General features: G+C 72.1%; 13 protein-coding genes. 6 read left to right on the forward strand and 7 right to left on the reverse strand.

Annotated elements, in window-relative coordinates:
- Positions 1 to 34: 34 nt before the first annotated feature.
- From KLI87_RS22105 to KLI87_RS22115, 3 genes are all read right to left on the reverse strand, one after another.
- Positions 35 to 1,273, reverse strand: a complete 1,239-nt coding sequence (locus KLI87_RS22105; RefSeq protein WP_214618476.1) for an esterase family protein — start codon at positions 1,271 to 1,273, stop codon at positions 35 to 37.
- 1 nt (position 1,274) lies between these two features.
- Complete coding sequence (locus tag KLI87_RS22110; RefSeq protein ID WP_214618477.1) at positions 1,275 to 2,417, reverse strand: esterase family protein; 1,143 nt, start codon at positions 2,415 to 2,417, stop codon at positions 1,275 to 1,277.
- Between the two features lie 200 nt (positions 2,418 to 2,617).
- Positions 2,618 to 3,541: a cytochrome P450 gene (locus tag KLI87_RS22115; protein ID WP_214618478.1), complete on the reverse strand. Its 924-nt coding sequence runs from the start codon at positions 3,539 to 3,541 to the stop codon at positions 2,618 to 2,620.
- A 175-nt stretch (positions 3,542 to 3,716) separates the two neighbouring features.
- Here KLI87_RS22115 and KLI87_RS22120 point away from each other — a divergent pair, with 175 nt between their 5' ends.
- Positions 3,717 to 3,854: a hypothetical protein gene (locus KLI87_RS22120; RefSeq protein WP_214618479.1), complete on the forward strand. Its 138-nt coding sequence runs from the start codon at positions 3,717 to 3,719 to the stop codon at positions 3,852 to 3,854.
- Positions 3,855 to 3,863: 9 nt separating this feature from the next.
- Here KLI87_RS22120 and KLI87_RS22125 read toward each other — a convergent pair whose 3' ends face one another.
- The gene (locus KLI87_RS22125) at positions 3,864 to 4,748 is read right to left on the reverse strand and encodes an alpha/beta fold hydrolase (RefSeq protein ID WP_214618480.1); all 885 of its coding nucleotides are present in this window, start codon (positions 4,746 to 4,748) and stop codon (positions 3,864 to 3,866) included.
- Between the two features lie 94 nt (positions 4,749 to 4,842).
- Here KLI87_RS22125 and KLI87_RS22130 point away from each other — a divergent pair, with 94 nt between their 5' ends.
- Entirely contained in the window at positions 4,843 to 5,262 is a 420-nt protein-coding gene (locus KLI87_RS22130; protein ID WP_308166119.1) for a helix-turn-helix domain-containing protein, read from the forward strand.
- Here KLI87_RS22130 and KLI87_RS22135 read toward each other — a convergent pair.
- Positions 5,235 to 5,594, reverse strand: a complete 360-nt coding sequence (locus KLI87_RS22135; RefSeq protein WP_156215789.1) for a hypothetical protein — start codon at positions 5,592 to 5,594, stop codon at positions 5,235 to 5,237. The two genes, KLI87_RS22130 and KLI87_RS22135, sit on opposite strands and share 28 nt — an antisense overlap.
- 23 nt (positions 5,595 to 5,617) lie before the next feature.
- Positions 5,618 to 6,088 (reverse strand): ATP-binding protein, encoded by a 471-nt coding sequence (locus tag KLI87_RS22140; RefSeq protein WP_214618481.1) that lies wholly within the window; start codon positions 6,086 to 6,088, stop codon positions 5,618 to 5,620.
- Between the two features lie 130 nt (positions 6,089 to 6,218).
- Here KLI87_RS22140 and KLI87_RS22145 point away from each other — a divergent pair, with 130 nt between their 5' ends.
- Both KLI87_RS22145 and KLI87_RS22150 read left to right on the forward strand, forming a co-directional pair.
- Complete coding sequence (locus KLI87_RS22145) at positions 6,219 to 7,010, forward strand: helix-turn-helix transcriptional regulator (RefSeq protein ID WP_214618482.1); 792 nt, start codon at positions 6,219 to 6,221, stop codon at positions 7,008 to 7,010.
- A complete protein-coding gene (locus KLI87_RS22150; protein WP_214618483.1) occupies positions 7,001 to 7,186 on the forward strand; it encodes a DUF397 domain-containing protein in 186 nt (61 codons plus the stop codon). Before KLI87_RS22145 ends, KLI87_RS22150 begins: the two co-directional genes overlap by 10 nt.
- An 18-nt stretch (positions 7,187 to 7,204) precedes the next feature.
- Here KLI87_RS22150 and KLI87_RS22155 read toward each other — a convergent pair whose 3' ends face one another.
- Positions 7,205 to 8,044: a hypothetical protein gene (locus tag KLI87_RS22155; RefSeq protein ID WP_214618484.1), complete on the reverse strand. Its 840-nt coding sequence runs from the start codon at positions 8,042 to 8,044 to the stop codon at positions 7,205 to 7,207.
- Positions 8,045 to 8,471: 427 nt separating this feature from the next.
- On the opposite strand from KLI87_RS22155, the gene KLI87_RS22160 reads away from it, so the two are divergent.
- Together KLI87_RS22160 and KLI87_RS22165 are read left to right on the forward strand one after the other, a co-directional pair.
- The gene (locus KLI87_RS22160) at positions 8,472 to 9,485 is read left to right on the forward strand and encodes an alpha/beta fold hydrolase (protein WP_173390696.1); all 1,014 of its coding nucleotides are present in this window, start codon (positions 8,472 to 8,474) and stop codon (positions 9,483 to 9,485) included.
- 8 nt (positions 9,486 to 9,493) lie between these two features.
- Positions 9,494 to 16,804 (forward strand): type I polyketide synthase, encoded by a 7,311-nt coding sequence (locus KLI87_RS22165; protein WP_214618485.1) that lies wholly within the window; start codon positions 9,494 to 9,496, stop codon positions 16,802 to 16,804.
- Positions 16,805 to 16,817: the final 13 nt, after the last annotated feature.

The raw sequence follows: 16,817 nt of genomic DNA on the forward strand, positions 1-16,817 counted from the left end.
CGCGCCTACTCCTCGGGAGGTAGCCGGTCCCGTGTCACTCGGCCCGCAGATGCGTGCTCAGCCACTGCAAGACCGGTGGGATGTGGGGACGCCAGTCCCGGGGCGTCTTCAGCACCGCCGGGATGATGGTCCTGGACGCCCACATCGGCGGCTTGGCGAGGGCGACGAGCCGGTCGGCCTGCCGCTGCTCCTCACCGCCGGCGCCGGTCGTGGCGAAGATCGCGACGGGCGGCGGCGGCAGGTGCTCCAGCCGCCACAGCAGGTCGTTGTCGCGCCGGTAGACCGGGCTGCCGCCGTACGGGTCGCCCTTCGCGCCGGGCAGCCCGTACCGCTTGGGCTTGTCGTGCTTCCCGTGCTTGTGGCGCTTGCCCGCCTCCACCGGCACGGCGGTCGCGGGCGGCTCGCCCGCCCCGGGCGGCTCGGCCTTCGCGGGCGGGCCCGGCGGGTCGAACCGCCCGCCGAGGCTCGCGGCGGTGGCGAACCGGTCGGAGTGCAGCATCGCCAGGCGCGCGGCGCACCGCCCGCCCTCGCCGATCCCGGCGAGCCCCCAGCCCTTGCGGGTGGACGGCAGCCGGTAGGTGCCCGCCAGCGCGGGCGGGAGGTCCTGCGCGAGGAAGGTCTCGGGGAGCCCGCCGCGCCGTCCGGGGGTGTCGACGCAGGCGCGCGGCGCGCCGAGCATCACGTAGATCATCGGTTGGGCGGTGCGGTCCTCGGTCGCCTTGTCCGCCGTGTCGGGCAGGCGCGCCTGCTTGATCCACGCCATCGCGGCCGGGCCGCCCGACAGCAGCACGACCACCGGCAGCCGCTTCCCCGCGTACGCGGGCTGGAAGTACTGCGGCGGCAGGTACGCGTACGCCTCGGTGTCGATCCCGCTGCGCGGGCCGTGGATCTCCAGGCGGTCGACCCGTCCGTCCCTGGCCGGGCCCTGCTCGCGGCCGCGGTGGTCCGGGGCGAGGTCGGTGGTGGTGCGGCGCACCAGCTCCGCCGGGCCGGCGTGTCCGCCGCGGCTCGGCTGCACCTGGTTGACCTTCACCTTCGCGACGTCGCTGCCGAACAGGTCGTTCCAGGTCGCGTAGAACACGAAGTACTTGTTCGCGAGCAGGACGACGGCCGCCGTCAGCAGCGCCTGCGTCGCGACCAGCACCCCCGTCCGCGACACCAGCGAGCGGGGGCCGGGCCCGGCGAGCCGGGGCCACAGCACGACGGCGGCGACCACGCCCACCAGGGCGAGCCCGCACACCAGGAAGAGGAAGGCCGCGCTGACCGGTTCCATGTCACTCCCCCTTCAGGTGATCGCTCAGCCACCGGATCGACGGCGGGATGTACTTGCGGAACGTCTTGAAGTTGTGGCCGCCGGTCGGCAGCAGCATCTTGTCCACCACGAGCGGCGGGCGCGCCTCCGCCATGAACCGCTGCGCGGAGGGGAACGTCTTCTCGCCGACGTCCGCCGACGCCACCAGGACCGAGATCGGCGGCTGCGGCAGGTTCTTCAGCCGCCAGATCAGGTCGCTGTTGTTCCGCAGCTCCAGGCTGTTGGCGTAGAGGTCGCGGGTCGTGGTGTCGAGCAGCGCGTGGAAGTGCCCCGCCATGCTCACCGCCGCCGAGAACCGGTCGGAGTGCAGCATCGCGATCTTCGTCGCGCAGTACCCGCCGGTGGAGTACCCGGCGACGCCCCAGCCCGAGCGGTCCCGGGCCGTGCGGTAGGTCTCCGCGACCGCCTCCGGGACGTCCTGCGCGAAGAACGTCTCGACCTTCGGGCCGCCGGGGACGTCGGCGCACTCGGTGTCCCAGCCCTTCTCGACGGTGGGCCGCATCATCACGTAGATCATCGGCTGGAGCTGCCCGGCCTGCTGCGCCTTCGCGACGTCGGCGGGGATGTGCCCCTTGCTGATCCACACGAACTTGTCCGACGCCGGATAGCCCGCGATGAAGATCACGACGGGCAGCCGCCTGTTCGCGTAGGCGGGCTGGAAGTACTGCGGCGGCAGGTAGACGAACGCGTCCGACGACAGCCCCGTGCGGATGCCGCGGATGTCGAGGTGCTCCACCTGCCCGTCCCGCTCGGGGACGCGCCCGTGGCCGAGCGCGGGCCCGAGGCTCGCGCGCACCGTCCGCACGACCTGCGAGGCCGCCGCCGCGTTCGGGTTGGGCGGCGGCCGGTCGCGCATCTCCTGGGCCTTGCCGCCCGCCGCGCCCGCGAGGTCGGCCCACGACCCGTAGAACAGGTAGTAGCTGTTCAGCGAGGTCACCAGCGTCACCAGCACGGCGAACTGGCAGCCGACCAGGATCAGCACGCGCGCGCCCACCGAGCGCGCGCCGGACGAGGCGACCCGCGGCCACGCCCACACCGTCACGGCCAGCAGGCCGGAGGTGATGAATGTCAGCAGACCGAGCAGCCCCCAGCTCGTCAGTCCCACTGCCGTCTCCCCTTGTACCGAAGGCACGTCCACGCGGATGTGCGAAGGAGCGATCGAGCCGCTGTACGGCGCGATCACGATGGGCGTTCAGCGGTTGAAGGCAACCGTGAACGGCGGGGTAGGGCAGGCCGTGCTCACAACGGCCGGCGCGCGGCGGGAATGTGCCGCGGCAGTTCAGGCGAAGACGCCGTGCCCGCTCTTCAGCCGGTCCATCGAACGGGAAGCCGTTCGAAGCCGTGACGGGCGTTTGACCGCAATAGTACCGGCTCTCCGGCGGGACGAACACGCCCAGGCCGGTCCAAAAGCGCGACGAGAAGGGCGCGCAGGTGAACCCGCGCGAGCGCCGCGCCGAGGCATGCCCGCTCGCCGTATCCGAAGCACAGATGCGGGCGGACGCGCTGCTCCCGCAGCCGCCGCCGCGCGGCCCGGTTCGGCGTCCCCCCGAGCGGGACGCTCCGGAAGCGGTCGGGCACGAACCGTCCGGGCTCGGCGAACACCGCCTCGTCATGGTTGGCGGACGCGAGCCACAGCGCGACCCGCTCACCGGCCAGCAGCGGCACCCCGCCGATCACGGTGCCGCGCCGCATCGTCCGCCACACCTGGATGACGGGCGTCCACCAGCGCAGCATCTCCTCGACGGCGCTGTCGAGGAGGCCGTCGTCCGTCCTGCGCTCGCGCAGCCGCTCGTACTGCCCGGGGTGGCGCAGCAGCGCGTGCACGCCTCCGGCCAGCGTGTTGCGGAGCATCTCGGGGAGGCCGGTGACGACGTCCGCCATGAAGTCGACGGGCGCCCCGTCCGGCATCCGGTCGAGCATGGCCCTGGCCGGTGGGTCCATGTCGATGCGCGCGGCCTCGCCGCTCGGGGGCTCCTCGGGGGTGGTGTGCAGGCCGTCGTCGTGCTCCGGGGTGAAGAGTCCGGGGTGCGCCAGCGCGTGCCGGACGTCCTCGTAGCGCAGCACGGCCCAGGCGCCGGGGACATCGGAGAGCCGCCCGTCCAGCCAGACCACGGGGGTGCGCGCCCGGAGCCGTTCCAGCCGGTCGTAGGGGACGCCGCGCGCGTAGGTGTCCGGGCAGTCGAGGACCTCGGCGTCGGAGATGGGCAACGCGCCTCGGCGTTGAGGCATGGGGGGACCTCCTCCCTCAAGGCGGACGCTAACGCACCGGAGCAGACCCGGTATGTCCGGTTTCGGCCGCATCCGGTGCCGGCGGCGGGTGCCGGAGAAGTTGCCTAGCGCGGCGAAGTACCCCGGATTGTGTTAGATTTTCCCTGCTTGATGGGGGTTTAAAGGGGTGCACGGGGTGAACCGCAAGAAGCTCGGCCTGCTGGTCGTCGCGTTCGTTTTGACCATCGCTCTGATGGAGGTCCTGGCGCTCAAGCTGGGCTCGATGGATTTCCTGGCGCCGCAGCAGAAGCCGGCGGTCGCCGACCGCCGCTGACCGCGCGGCTCACACGCGTTCGGCGAGAAAACCCAGCACGACCTCGGCCACCTCGTCGGGAACCTCCTCGGCGAGATCATGTCCGGCGTCGAAGACATGGCCGGTGACGTCGTCGGCCATGAAACGCATCTGGCTCTCGTTCCGTGCGCCGATGAACGCCGAACCGCCGAGGGCCAGCACGGGTATGTCGAGCCGCGTCCGCGCGGCCTCCCGGTTCTGCTCGGCGTCGACGAGCATCGCCCGGTAGATCGCCAGCATGGACCGAATGCCGCCGGGCATCGAATAGCAGCGCACATACTCCTCGACCGCGTCGGGCGTCGCGCTGTCGGGGCGGCTCCGCTCGAACTTCACCATGTAGGTGATCAGCTCCCGCTCATGCCCGGCGATGAGCATCTCGGGGACGTCCGGCTGGAAATAGAAGCCCAGGTGCCACATATGCATTCCGCCGTGCACGTTCTCCGAGGTCAAAGCCGTGTGGTCCTCGAAACCGAAGCCGGGGAACAATGCCTCCGCGAACACCAGCGCCGAGACGTGTCCCCGGTGCCGGGCCGCGAGCTGGTAGCCGATGACCGCTCCCCAGTCCTCGCCCATCACGCTGTAGGACGCGTGCCCGAGATGCGCCATCAGCTCGGCGATGTCGTCGGCCATCGTCGCGGAGTCGAATCCGTCCGCGGGACGGGCGGAGTCCCCGAGCCCGCGAAGATCTGGCACCACGACCGTGTACCGCTCGGTCAGCCGGGGGACGAGATGGCGCCAGTGGTATCCGGTCTTGGGCACGCCGTGCAGCAGCACGATCACCGGGCCGGAGCCGCCCGTCCGGTAGTGCAGGCTCGTCCCGTTCACGTCGGCGCGCCCGCTGCGGACGGCCGCCCCGCGATGGTCGAGAATCATCATTCCCGCTCCCTGTGCTCTCTTCTGGTTACTCAGGAACCGTAAGCGAGTAAGGTCCGACCTGGAAGAACGCACTTCTTGGTGAGAGAGGAACCCGGTGGAAACCGAGCAGGCAGGCCGCGCCCCCGACGACGCGGACGTGACGCGCGCCGACTCCCTGGCCCGCGAGATCTTCTCCGGCGTCGCCAACAAGTGGGCCCTGCTGACCATCAACATCCTGGGGGAGCGCACGCTGCGCTTCACCGAGCTGCGCACCGAGCTGGAGGGCATCAGCCACAAGATGCTCACCCAGACCCTGCGCGGCCTGGAGCGGGACGGAGTGGTGCACAGAACCGTGTACCCCACCGTCCCGCCGCGCGTGGAGTACCACCTGACGGAGCCGGGCAAGGTGCTGCGAGTGACGGTCAACGCCATGTGCGCCTGGACCCGCCGCTACCTGACCGAGATCGAGGACTCCCGCCGCCGCTTCGACGCCAAGAGGAAAAGCGGTCACACCGAGTCGTCCTCCTCGAACTGACCCTCGTCCGGAACGCGGACGGCGCCATTGAGCACAGCGTCGATGCGCTCCGCCGCAGCCGTGGGATCGTCGCAGGGCGCAAGCAGCCCATGCCGTTCCTCAGGCCCGTCGATCCGGTAGTAGGCCCAGGTCCGTCCGGGCGCCGCATGGACGATCATCACGACCTTGAGCCGATCGCCGGGCCGGGGCGTGCACACCCACAGCAGCAAAGGCCGTGTAGGAAACCGCTCGGCGCGATAAAGCTTGAGGCATCGGTAGCCCTTCTTGCCGAGCGCGTGGGCGAGCAGATCCAGATGCCCGATGGCGGCGGCGCGCCCCCACGGGATCCGCATGGCCCGCCTCCACCGCCGTCGCGTCAGACCGCGCAGCGCGCCCATACGATCTTCCCCTCCTCATTCAGCGGACGGACACCCCAGTCATGGACGAGCGCGGCCACCAGTGCCAGCCCGCGCCCGCAGAGGTCATGGAGTTCGGCGGCCCGGATCACGGGCATTCCGGCCCCCTGATCCCAGACCTCGACCCGCACCAGCCCGCCCCCTTCCTCGGGGACGACCCGGACGACGATGTGCCCGAATCCCACGTGCCTGTAGGCATTGGTCACCAATTCGGTAACCACGAGCCGCCCGACATGGTCGTCGGCGACCCCCATCTCCCAGAACCGCGCACTGACGAATCGCCGCGCACAAGCAGCCGCAAGACCAGTAGGCGCAAGTACGAGAACTGACGGTTCCGGCGTGAGCACTATCGCTGGCATCGGCACCCCTTCCAGCGTGGATGGCGGGGTGACCTCGGCCGCGAACTCGCCTGAGGCGGAAAGATCCGCCATAATCACCCAGTGTCATCGAACGGTCACCATCAAGTCATGTGGCGCCGTACGATGACAGGCAAGCCGCAAAGCGGTGGCTCGAAACTCACAGCTGCTGTCACGGGTACTAACACTCGATCTTGGGGGCGCCATGGGAGCGATCAAGATCAAGCCCGAGTTCCTCAGCTTCGGGGCGGAGGTCAAGCGCCTCCGGCTGGCGGCCGGGCTGAGCCAGCAACAACTCGCTGACCTGGTCCACGTGACCCGCAGTTATGTGGCGCAGGTCGAATCCGGCAGGACGCGCTGCCGCCGCGACTTCGCGCTGCGCCTCGACCGCGCACTCAAATCCGGCGTGGCCCTCGTCGTGGCATGGGACGAGCTACTAGAATCCATCAAGTCCGACAAGTACCCCGAGTTCTTTGCCAACTTCCCCAAGGCCGAACAGTCCGCGACCATGCTCCGTGCGTACGAGGAAAGGGTTGTTCACGGGCTGTTCCAGATCGAGGCCTACGCTCGGATCCTTCTCAATGATGATGACGCCCTCAAAAACAGGCTGCGTCGCCAGGAGGTCCTCAACCGGAATCCTGTACCGGCGGTGACGGTCGTCATGGACGAGACGGTGCTCTATCGCGAGGTCGGGGGAAAGGAGGTGATGAAGGAGCAGCTAGAGTTCTTGATCCAGCTCTCCGAGCGAGAGAAGACAAACATTCAGATCGCGCCGATCCAATACATTCGAAACGTTTGGGCGACGTTCGTTATCGCAACCCTGCCGGACCTGAGGCAGGTCGTCTACACGGCGAAGGCTTACGGTGGCGAGACTTCGTCCGCCCCCGACGACGTGGCGCTGGTCAACGAAACCATGTCCGCCTTGCAGGCGGAGGCGCTGAACGTCAAGGACAGCAGGGCGCTAATCAGAAGGGTGATCGACGAAAAATGGAGCTGACTCCGGCGACCTGGCGCAAGGCCTCTCGCAGCAACGAGTCTGGTGATGCATGTGTCGAGGTTGCGGGTGTAGCTGAGGTCGTCGCCGTGCGTGACAGCAAAGACCCCGAAGGTCCCAAGCTCATCTTGAGCCGGAGCGACTTTCGCCGCTTCGCCGACAGGCTCAAGAGCATCTAGGGCCGGTGTCCGGCCGCGCTAGGGGCGGGGGGCGCAGACGACGCCTCCCTCTATGTCGTAGCCGGGAACGCCGGGGTTGAGGGCGGTGACTCGCCAGTCGCTCTCGCCGATGGTGTGGGGCTTGCTGGACCTCAGGGAGGCGTTCGACCTGAACGTGACACCGATGCTGCGCTCCCCGGCCGGGCAGGCCCAGAGCGGCCCCCGGTCGTTGGGGTAGGAACTCTGCCACTCATTGTGCCAGTCGGTGCTGCCGTCGTAAGCGGTGGCGCAGATCGCGTAAACGTCGATCTCGACGGTGCCGGCGTCAGTTCGAAAACCCCTCGCGCCCGCGTAGGTGATCGTGCTGGACGGGTTGGTCCACATGCTGCTGGTGGTCAGTGCCGCAGTGGGGCCCTTGGCTTCACCTCCGACGTTCACCATGTATTCGTACGGGTAATTGAAGATTGAGCAGGTCTGCCCAACGTTATCTCCGTTGGGCACGATGCCCGTCTGTTTGACGATCCGGTAGCCGGGCGACGGGGTGGCGCACATGGCGTACCAGGTCATCTCGAAGGGCGTGGGGTCGTCCTTGATGGAACGGGCCTTGACCACCCACCCGGTGTCGGCGACGGGATAGGAGGCGGACACGGTGTGCTCGATGGGGAGTTCGAACCCGCCTCCCAGTGGCTGCTTGCCCGGGGGACAGTGGGCGATCTTGGCCTCGTAGGGCGCGACCGTCCCGGTCTCCCGCACCATTTCCAGGTCGGTCAACCGGTACGGGGCCGCCGCGCCGGTGGCCGAGGACGGGACGGCCGAGGCCACGGACGGCGAGACACCGGTAACGGCGGCGGTGGCCATCAGGGCGAGCGCGGCGGCCACGGCACGGCTGTGCGCCAGGAGGCCGGTGTGGGAGCGTCGGGACAGCAAAACGTCTCCTTCCCGTGAAGGCACCGCCGCTGCGCCCCGCCGTGGGGCTCCGGTGGGCGGCGAGCATCTCACCGCCTCCGCGCACCGCCAAGCCCCCCGGGGACTTCCGGCCTTCACCCCCACCCGCTGACGACGGCCCCAACCCCCGCGAACTCGCGCTGAACTGCGGGGTCTCGGGGAACCCCGCCCTCGGACCACGAGTCCGAAACCGGCCGGGGGAGCCGAGGACGCTCGGCCTCCGGCTACAGGTTCGACCGGCACGGTCCGCCGGGGCGGGAGGGGCTCGGGTTGCTGCGGTGTCGACAGAACGAAACCGAACGGCAACCGTGCCATGGCCGTTGCGGAACGTTACGGTTTATCACGTGTTGTGCTCTCCTTGATGAATAAGGCGGTGAACACCGCGTATCAGATCATGGGGGAGGCATTGATGGACGTTTCTTCCGCCCCTGGTGACGATGTCCGGGTACTGTCCGTGGACGGTGTGCGATTCAACTGCCGCATTCTGTGGAATGACGATCATCCGCAGACGGTGCCCGTGGTGTACACGCATGACGCTTTCGCGCGGATGCACTTCTGTGGGCTTTCCGGGCCGATCAGCGACGTCGCCACTCTCGTCCAGGTGAATCTGCCGGGCTCCGGTGACGCGGATGACGTTCCTGTCGATCAATCACCCGATTTCCTCATCCGCGTGCTGCTTGAGGTGATGGACGAGGTGCCGCTGCCGCGCGTCAACCTCGTCGGGGGGTCCGCTACCGGTCCGTTGGCCTACCAGTTCGCCCGGCGATATCCGGAGCGGGTGCGGCGGCTCGTTCTGATCGCCGCCGTCGCGTCGGCGTCGGAGATGCGCAGCCTCCACGCGGACAAGTCCGTGTCCTGGGACGAAGGGGTGACGGAGACCCTCACGCAGTCCGACATAGACACGGTCCTGCGGCTGCTCGTGGATCACTCCTCCGGCAACCCCGTGATCGGGAGGGACGCGGTCCGAGACCGGCTGAGGGCGATGTTCGGCCACATGATGCCCGAGGAGATCGCGCGCCTCGCCCACCAATGGCAGGCGCTCGCCGCCCTCTCCACCGATTCCGGCGGCGGCGCCTATGACGGTCCCGCCCTGGTCTGCACCGGTGAGTTCGACGCCCTGACCCCTCCGGAGGCGTGTCGCGAATTCGCCGCCACCCTGGCTCCGTCGACCTTCGCGACCATCGGGAGGGCGGACCACATGGCGCACCTGGAACGTATCCACGAGGTCGCGGACCTGGTGCGCCGGTTCGTCACCGACCAGCCGCTCGACGGTCTGCCGTATCTGGCCTCGATCGAGTATTTCCTCGGCCCTCGCGGTGCCGAGACTCCAGCGACCCCGCAGGCCCCCCGGCCGCCCGTCGTCCCGGGCCCCTAGGAGCAAAGATGACCGCTGATTATGCGGAGACACCTATATCCTCCGTCGCCATCGTCGGCGTCGGGTGCCGTTTCCCCGGGGGGATCCAGTCGCTCGACGGCCTGTGGACGGCGCTCGCCGAGCAGCGGGACCTCGTCGGCGAGGTCCCACCGGATCGCTTCGACGCCGCACAATGGGCCACCCCCGGAAGAAGGGGGGAGCGGAACGCGTGCACCGCGGCCGGCGGCTTCCTGGACGATCTGCGATCGTTCGACGCGGACTTCTTCGAGATCTCGCCGAAGGAGGCCGCCCAGATCGACCCGCAGCAGAGGCTCCTGCTGGAATGCGCCGTGGAGGCGTTCGACGACGCCGGGATCGACCCCGCCGGGCTGCGGGGCAGCGAGGTGGCCGTGGTCGCCGGTGCGTCCCTGCACGACTACGAGGTCCTCCAGACGCGCAGGGTCCCGGCCACGCCCTATTCGATGAGCGGGATAGCGGCGTGCAATCTCGCCAATCGCATCTCCTATTTCCTCGACCTGCGCGGGCCCTCGCACACCGTGGACACGGCCTGTTCGTCGTCGCTGCTCGCGGTGCACCAGGCATGCATGGCGGTGCGGTCCGGCCGCAGCCCGCTGGCGCTGGCGGGCGGCGTGAACGTCCTGCTGTCACCGCATCCCTACCTGGGGTTCTCGCAGGCGTCCATGCTCTCGCCCACGGGCAGGTGCCGCCCGTTCTCCGCCCGCGCCGACGGGTACGTGCGCGCGGAGGGGGCCGCGGTGGTGCTGCTCAAGCCGCTGCGGACGGCGGTGCGCGACGGCGACCGGGTGCTGGGCGTGATCCTGGCGAGTGAGGCCAACGACGACGGCCGCACCCGGGGCCTGACGCTCCCGAGTTCCCGCGCGCAGGCCGCCTTGCTGGAGCGGGTGTACACGCAGGCGGGCGTGGCGCCCGAGGAGGTGGCCTACGTCGAGGCGCACGGCACCGGCACGGCGGCCGGGGATCCGGCCGAGTGCGAGGCCCTGGGCGAGGTGCTGGGGCGGCGTCGAGGCGGGCGGCCGCTCCCGATCGGGTCGGTCAAGTCCAACCTGGGGCATCTGGAACCCGCGTCGGGGATGGCGGGGCTGTGCAAGGCGATCACGGTGCTGCGGTCGGGGCGGATCCCGGCGACACTGCACGCCGAGGTGCTCAACGAGCACATCGACTTCGCCGGTCTGGGGCTGGAGCCGGTCACCTCGCCCCGGCCGCTGCCCACCGGCGGCCGTCGCGTCGTCGGTGTCAGTTCCTTCGGGTTCGGCGGCGCCAACGTCCACGTCGTGGTGGCGCCCCCGCCGGAGGACGGGCACGCGCGGGTGTGCGAGGCGGGCCCGCTTCCCGTGCTGGTCTCGGCTCGCACCCCGTTGGCTCTGAAGAACGCGGCGGAGCGCTGGGCGGAGCACCTGGAGCAAGCGGACGAGAAAGACTTCTACGACATCTCCTACACCTCCTGCCGCCGCCGCGCGCTGCACGAGCACCGGATGGCCGTGCTGGCCGACGATCCGCACGAGGCCGCGGCGGGTCTGCGTTCGCTGGCCCGGGGACGGCCCACCCCGCGCGCCGCGTCGGCGGCGGCCGTGCCGGGCGGCCGGGTCGCCTTCGTCTTCAGCGGCAACGCCTCCCAGTGGATGGGGATGGGCGGTGCGCTGCTGGCCACCGATCCGGCGTTCGAGGCCGAGGTCCAGGCGGTCGACGAGGTGCTGTCCGGCCTGCTCGGCTGGTCGGTCCGCGAGGAGCTGGCCGTCCCCGCCGACGCGGCGCGATGGGCGCGGACGGAGGTGGCGCAACCGCTGCTGTTCGCGGTGCAGGCGGGGCTCGCGGCGGCGCTCGCGGCGCGCGGGGTGCGGCCGTCGGCCGTCACCGGGCACAGCGTCGGCGAAGTGGCCGCCGCCTACCGCGCGGGGGCGCTGACCCGCGAGGCGGCGTGCCGGGTGGTCGCCGAGCGCAGCCGGGCGCAGGCGCCGACGGCGGGCCTCGGCCGGATGGCGGCGGCGGGCCTGAGCCCGCGCCAGGCCGAGCGGTGGATCGCCGACCAGGGCTACCTCGACCGCATCTGGATCGCGGGGCTGAACGCCGCGCGCGATGTGACGCTGACCGGGAACCTGCGGGAGCTGGCGGCCTTCGGCGAGCTGCTGGAGGAGCGCGGGCTGTTCTTCCGCGACCTGGATCTGGACTACGCCTTCCACAGCCCGGTGATGGACCCGCTGCGCGAACCGCTCCACTCGGCCTTGCGCGGCCTCGCCCCCGCCGGTTGCTCGGTCCCCCTGGTGTCCACCGTGACCGGCGAGGTGATCGAGGGGACGGCGCTGGACGCCGACTACTGGTGGCGCAACGTCCGCGAGCCGGTCCGCTTCGCCGACGCCGTCCACACGCTGCTCGACACGCAGGGCTGCGACGTGCTGGTGGAGGTCGGGCCGCACCCGGTGCTCGCCGCCTACCTGCGCCGCATCCGCTCGGGACGTCCGGAGCCGGTGGCGGTCGTGCCGACGATGAGCCGCTCGTCCAGCGGCGCGCGGGCGATGGACACCGCCGTCGCGCACGTGCTGGCGGCCGGTGGGCGGGTCGGCTGGGACCGGATCCTTCCTCGGCGGGGGAGGGCGGTGCCCCTTCCCGGCTATCCCTGGCAGCGCGAGCCCCACTGGAGCGGTACGCCGGACTGGTGGAGCGAGCCTCCGGAGGACCGGCCGACCGGGCACCCGCTGCTCGGTCGGCGGCAGGTCGCCCCCGTCCCGTCCTGGAACCTGGACTTCGACGCCGGACGGCTGGGATGGCCCGCCGACCACCGCGTCGGCCCCGATGCCGTGCTGCCCGCCGCCGCCTTCGCGGACATGGCCCTGTCGGCCGGGCGCCAGGTGCTGGACGGGCCGGTCGAGATCCTCGGCCTGTCCATCGAACGGGCCTTCGTCGTGCGGCCCGACGACACGAGCGCGCACGTCCGGCTGCACACCACGCTGGCGCAGGACGGCACCCTCGTCATCGCCGGCAGGGACGGCGACGCCGGCGACTGGGTCGATCATGCGCGGGGACGGGTCCGGCGCCTGCTGCACGACGCCCCGGCGACATGGGAACCGCCCGAGCCGGGGTCGCTGTCCGCGCGGGAGGCCGAGCGGTTCTACACGGCCATGGCCCGCACGGGCCTGCGGCACGGCCCCGCCTTCCAGACCGTGACGGCGCTCCGGGCCGGCTCCGGCGCGGTGCGGGCCGCCTACAGCGCCCGGATCGACTTCGGCGAGGGCCACGCGGCCCATCCCACCGTCCTGGACGCGGCGCTACAGCTCTACTACGCGCTGTGGCCCGAGATGGCGCGGGAGCGGAAGCTGTTCCTGCCGGTTCGCGTCGAGACGATCCGCTGCCACCGCCCGATGCCCCGCGCCGGATTCCTGCACGCGCGGCCCCTGCGCGGCGACTCCGCGGAGGCGGTGTGGGACGTCACGGTCACCGACGAGCGGGGCGAGGTCGCCCTGGAACTGCTCGGATGCCTGGTACGCCGCTACGACGCCGGGCGTCCCGCCGAGCCGGGCCGGTTGGTCGAGGTCGTGCGGGCCGCGCCGCTGCCCTCCGAGGACCTCGCACCGATCACCGCGAGCCCGCTGCCCGCTCCCGCCGACGTCCTCGCGGCCTGCGCCCGCGATCCGGAGACCGGCCGCGTCCACGACCACGCCCGGGTGCGCGACCGGCTGCTGGACCTGACCGCGCACTTCGCGGCGGCGGCGATCGGTGATCTGCTGGCGGAGCCGGAGACCTTCACCCTGGAGGACCTGCTGGCGGCCGGGGTGGACGCGCGGCACACCGAACTGCTGCGCGCCCTGATCCGCGCCGCGACCGAACGCGGCGTCCTGGCCCTCCACGCCCCCGGGCGCTGGCGCGTCGCCGCCGCGCCGCGTCCCGCGGAGCTGTTCCGGGAGGCGCTGGACGACCTGCCCGGCCAGAGCACCGCCCTGCACGTGTGGGGCGTCAGCGGCCGCCACCTGGCCGAAGTGCTGCGCGGCGAGCGGGACGCCTCGGACCTGCTGCGGGCCATGCCCGACCAGCTCGCCGCGCGCTTCGCCGAGGGCTTCCCGCTGCTGCGCGCGCACCGGCGGCTGGCCGCGCGGCTGCTGCGCGCGACGCTCGCCGACTGGCCCGCCGACCGTCCGCTGCGGGTACTGGAGACGGGCGCGGGCACCGGCACGACCACGGCGGCCCTGCTTCCCCTGCTGCCGCCCCGGCTCAGCCGCTACACCTTCACCGACCTCACCACGGCGCGCTTCCCGCAGGCGCGGAACCGCTTCGCCGCCTGCGACTTCATCGACTACCGCACGCTGGACCCGGACGCCGACCCCGCCGAGCAGGGCTTCACCCCCGCCTCCTACGACCTGGTCATCGCCGGTCACACGCTGAGCGCCCGCCGCGACCCGGCCGCCGCGCTGCGCCGGATCGCCGACCTGCTGGCCGATCACGGGCACCTGCTCGCCCTGGAGTTCCACGCGCCGCTGGTCCCGCCGCTGTTCGAGGTGCTCGGCTCCCGGCCGCTGCCGGGCCGGGACGAATGGCCGCCGCTGCTGCACGCATGCGGCTTCACCGGAACGGTGCGGGCGGGCGATGGCACCGAGCCCGCGCGCGGCGACCACTCGGTGATCCTCACCGCACGGGCGCCGCGTCCGGCGTCCGCCGCCGCCGCTCCGGACATCGACGTCCCCGGCCGGTGGCTGGTCGCCGACCTGGACGGCGGCACCCCCGTCGCCGCCGAGTTGGGCCGCGTCCTCGGCGCCGAGGCCGTGCCCGCCGACGGCGACCGCGAGCGCTGGGCGGCGCACCTCGCGCCGGGGGCGCTCGGCGTGATCCTGGTGGCGGGCGCGGCGCGCCCGGATACCGAGCAGGCGGTAGGGCACCTGGCGGTGCTGCGCGCCCTCGCCGCGCGGGCCCCCGGCGGGCTCGCCGTGTGGATCGTCACCGAGGGCGCGCAGGGCCCGCCGCTCGCCGCGTCCGGCACCGGCCTGTGGGGCGCCGCGCGGACGCTCGGCAACGAACGCCCCGACCTGAAGGTCCGCCGGGTCGCCCTCGCGGGCCCCGACCCGCACGCCCTCGCGCGGCGGCTGGCGCGCGAGCTGATGTCGGGGTCGGATGAGGACGAGGTGCTGCTCACCGGCGCGGGCCGCTTCGTGACACGGGTGCGCCCGCGCGGCGAACCGCCCGGCCCGGACCGGGTCGGCGCGGAGCCCCGCGTGCTGACCCCGCGCACCACCGGCGAGCAGCGGTTGCGGTGGCGGCCCGCGACCGCGCGCGAACCGGGCGAGGGCGAGGTCGCGGTCCGGGTCGAGGTCGCGGGGCTGAACTACCGCGACGTCCTGGTCGCCACCGGGCGCGTCCCGGCGGCCGACCCGTCCCGGCCGCTGGGCCTGGAATGCGCCGGGGTGGTCACCGCGGTGGGCGGGGGCGTGCCCACCCCGGTCCCGGGCGACCGGGTCGCGGTGCTCGCGCCCGGGTGCCTCGCCACGCACATCACCGTCCGGGCCGACCAGGTGATCCCCGTCGCCGCCGGGCTGAGCCTCGCCGAGGCCGCCACGATGCCGACGGTCTTCCTCACCGTCCACCACGGCCTCGGCCACCTGGCCCGGCTCACCGCGGGCCAGACCGTACTGGTCCACGGGGCGGCGGGCGGCGTCGGGCTGGCGGCGCTGCAGTACGCCCGCGGCGTCGGCGCCCGCGTCATCGCCACCGCCGGCACCCCCGCCAAACGCGACCTGCTGCACCTGCTCGGCGTCGAGCACGTCCTGAACTCGCGGACGCTGGACTTCGTCCGGCAGGTCAAGGACCTCACCGGCGGCGAGGGCGTCGACGTCGTGCTGAACTCGCTGGCCGGCGAGGCCCTGACCCGGGGCCTGGAACTCCTCAAGCCCCACGGCAGGTTCGTCGAGCTGGGCAAGCAGGACATCCTCGCCGACCGGCCCCTGCCGCTCGGGCCCTTCGCCGCGAACCTGGCGTTCTTCGGCGTGGACGTCTCCACGCTGTTCACCGCGCCCTCGGCGCTCACCGCCGCGCACCTGACGGCGATCACCAGGGCGATCGAGACCGGCCGGTACCGCCCCCTGCCCTACCGGACCTTCCCCGCGCACCAGGTCGAGGGGGCCTTCGAGTACCTGCGGCACTCCCGGCACATAGGCAAGGTCCTGATCACCTTCGGCGAGCACGTCCCGCCGCCGCCCCGGCGCGCGGCTCCGGTCCTGGACCCCGAGGCGACCTACCTGGTCGTCGGGGGTCTGGGCGGGTTCGGCGCGGCGACCGCCCGGCACCTGGCCGGGCGCGGGGCGCGCCACCTGACCCTGATCGGCAGGCGCGGCCCGGACACCGGCGAGGCGCGGGCCCTGCTCGACGACCTGCGCGGACGCGGCGCGACGGTGCTGGCCCTGGCCGCCGACGCCACCGATCCGCGGCGCATGCGGGACGTCTTCGCGCGGATCGACGCGGAGGGCCGCCGCCTGGCGGGGGTCGTGCACGCGGCCATGGTCCTCGGCGACGCCCCGCTCACCGAGCTGACCGACGAACGCGTCCGCGCGACCCTGGCGCCCAAGACGGCCGCCGCGCACCTGCTGGACGAGCTGACCCGCGACCGGCCGCTGGACTTCTTCGTCGTCTACAGCTCGGTCGCGGCACTGGCCGGGAACATCAAGCAGGCCGCCTACGTCGCGGCGAACCTGGAACTCGAAGCGCTCGTCCGCGACCGCCGCCGCGCCGGACTGCCCGGCCTCGCCGTGCAGTGGGGCGCCATCGGCGACGCCGGATACGTGCACCGCGCCGGACGCGCCGAGGAGATGCGGCGCCTCGGCCTCGGCGAGCTGACCGCGCAGGACGCCCTGACCGCGTTGAGCGACCTGCTCGCCGACCCCGGCGCCGGCGTCGTCGCGGTCGCTCACCTCGACGGCGACCGGCTCCGCCACCTGCTGCCGCGCCTGGACGCGCCGCGCACCGCCGCCCTGCTCAGCGCCTCGTCCGAGCACGCCGACGACGACCGCGCCCGGCTCCGCGAAGCCCTCGCGACCGCGAGCGCCGGCGAAGCCGAGGCCGTCATGGCGGACGCGCTGGCCGTCCTGCTGGCGAAGGTCCTGCAGACCGCCCCGGACCACCTCGACCGGTCCCGCCGCCTGGACCAGCTCGGCGCGGACTCCATGCTGACCGTCGAGTTCGCCGCCGAGATCCGGCGGCTGCTCGACACCGAGATCTCCGCGATGGAGATCCTCAGCCTGGGAACCGTTCCGGCCATCGCCCACCGGCTCCTCGCGCGTCCCGGGGACGACCGGCGACAAGCAGCGGTGAAGGCCGCTGGGTGAACTGCTCTAACGT

It is taken from the genome of Actinomadura sp. NEAU-AAG7, from assembly GCF_018603865.1.
In the GTDB taxonomy this organism is placed as follows: domain Bacteria; phylum Actinomycetota; class Actinomycetes; order Streptosporangiales; family Streptosporangiaceae; genus Spirillospora; species Spirillospora litoris.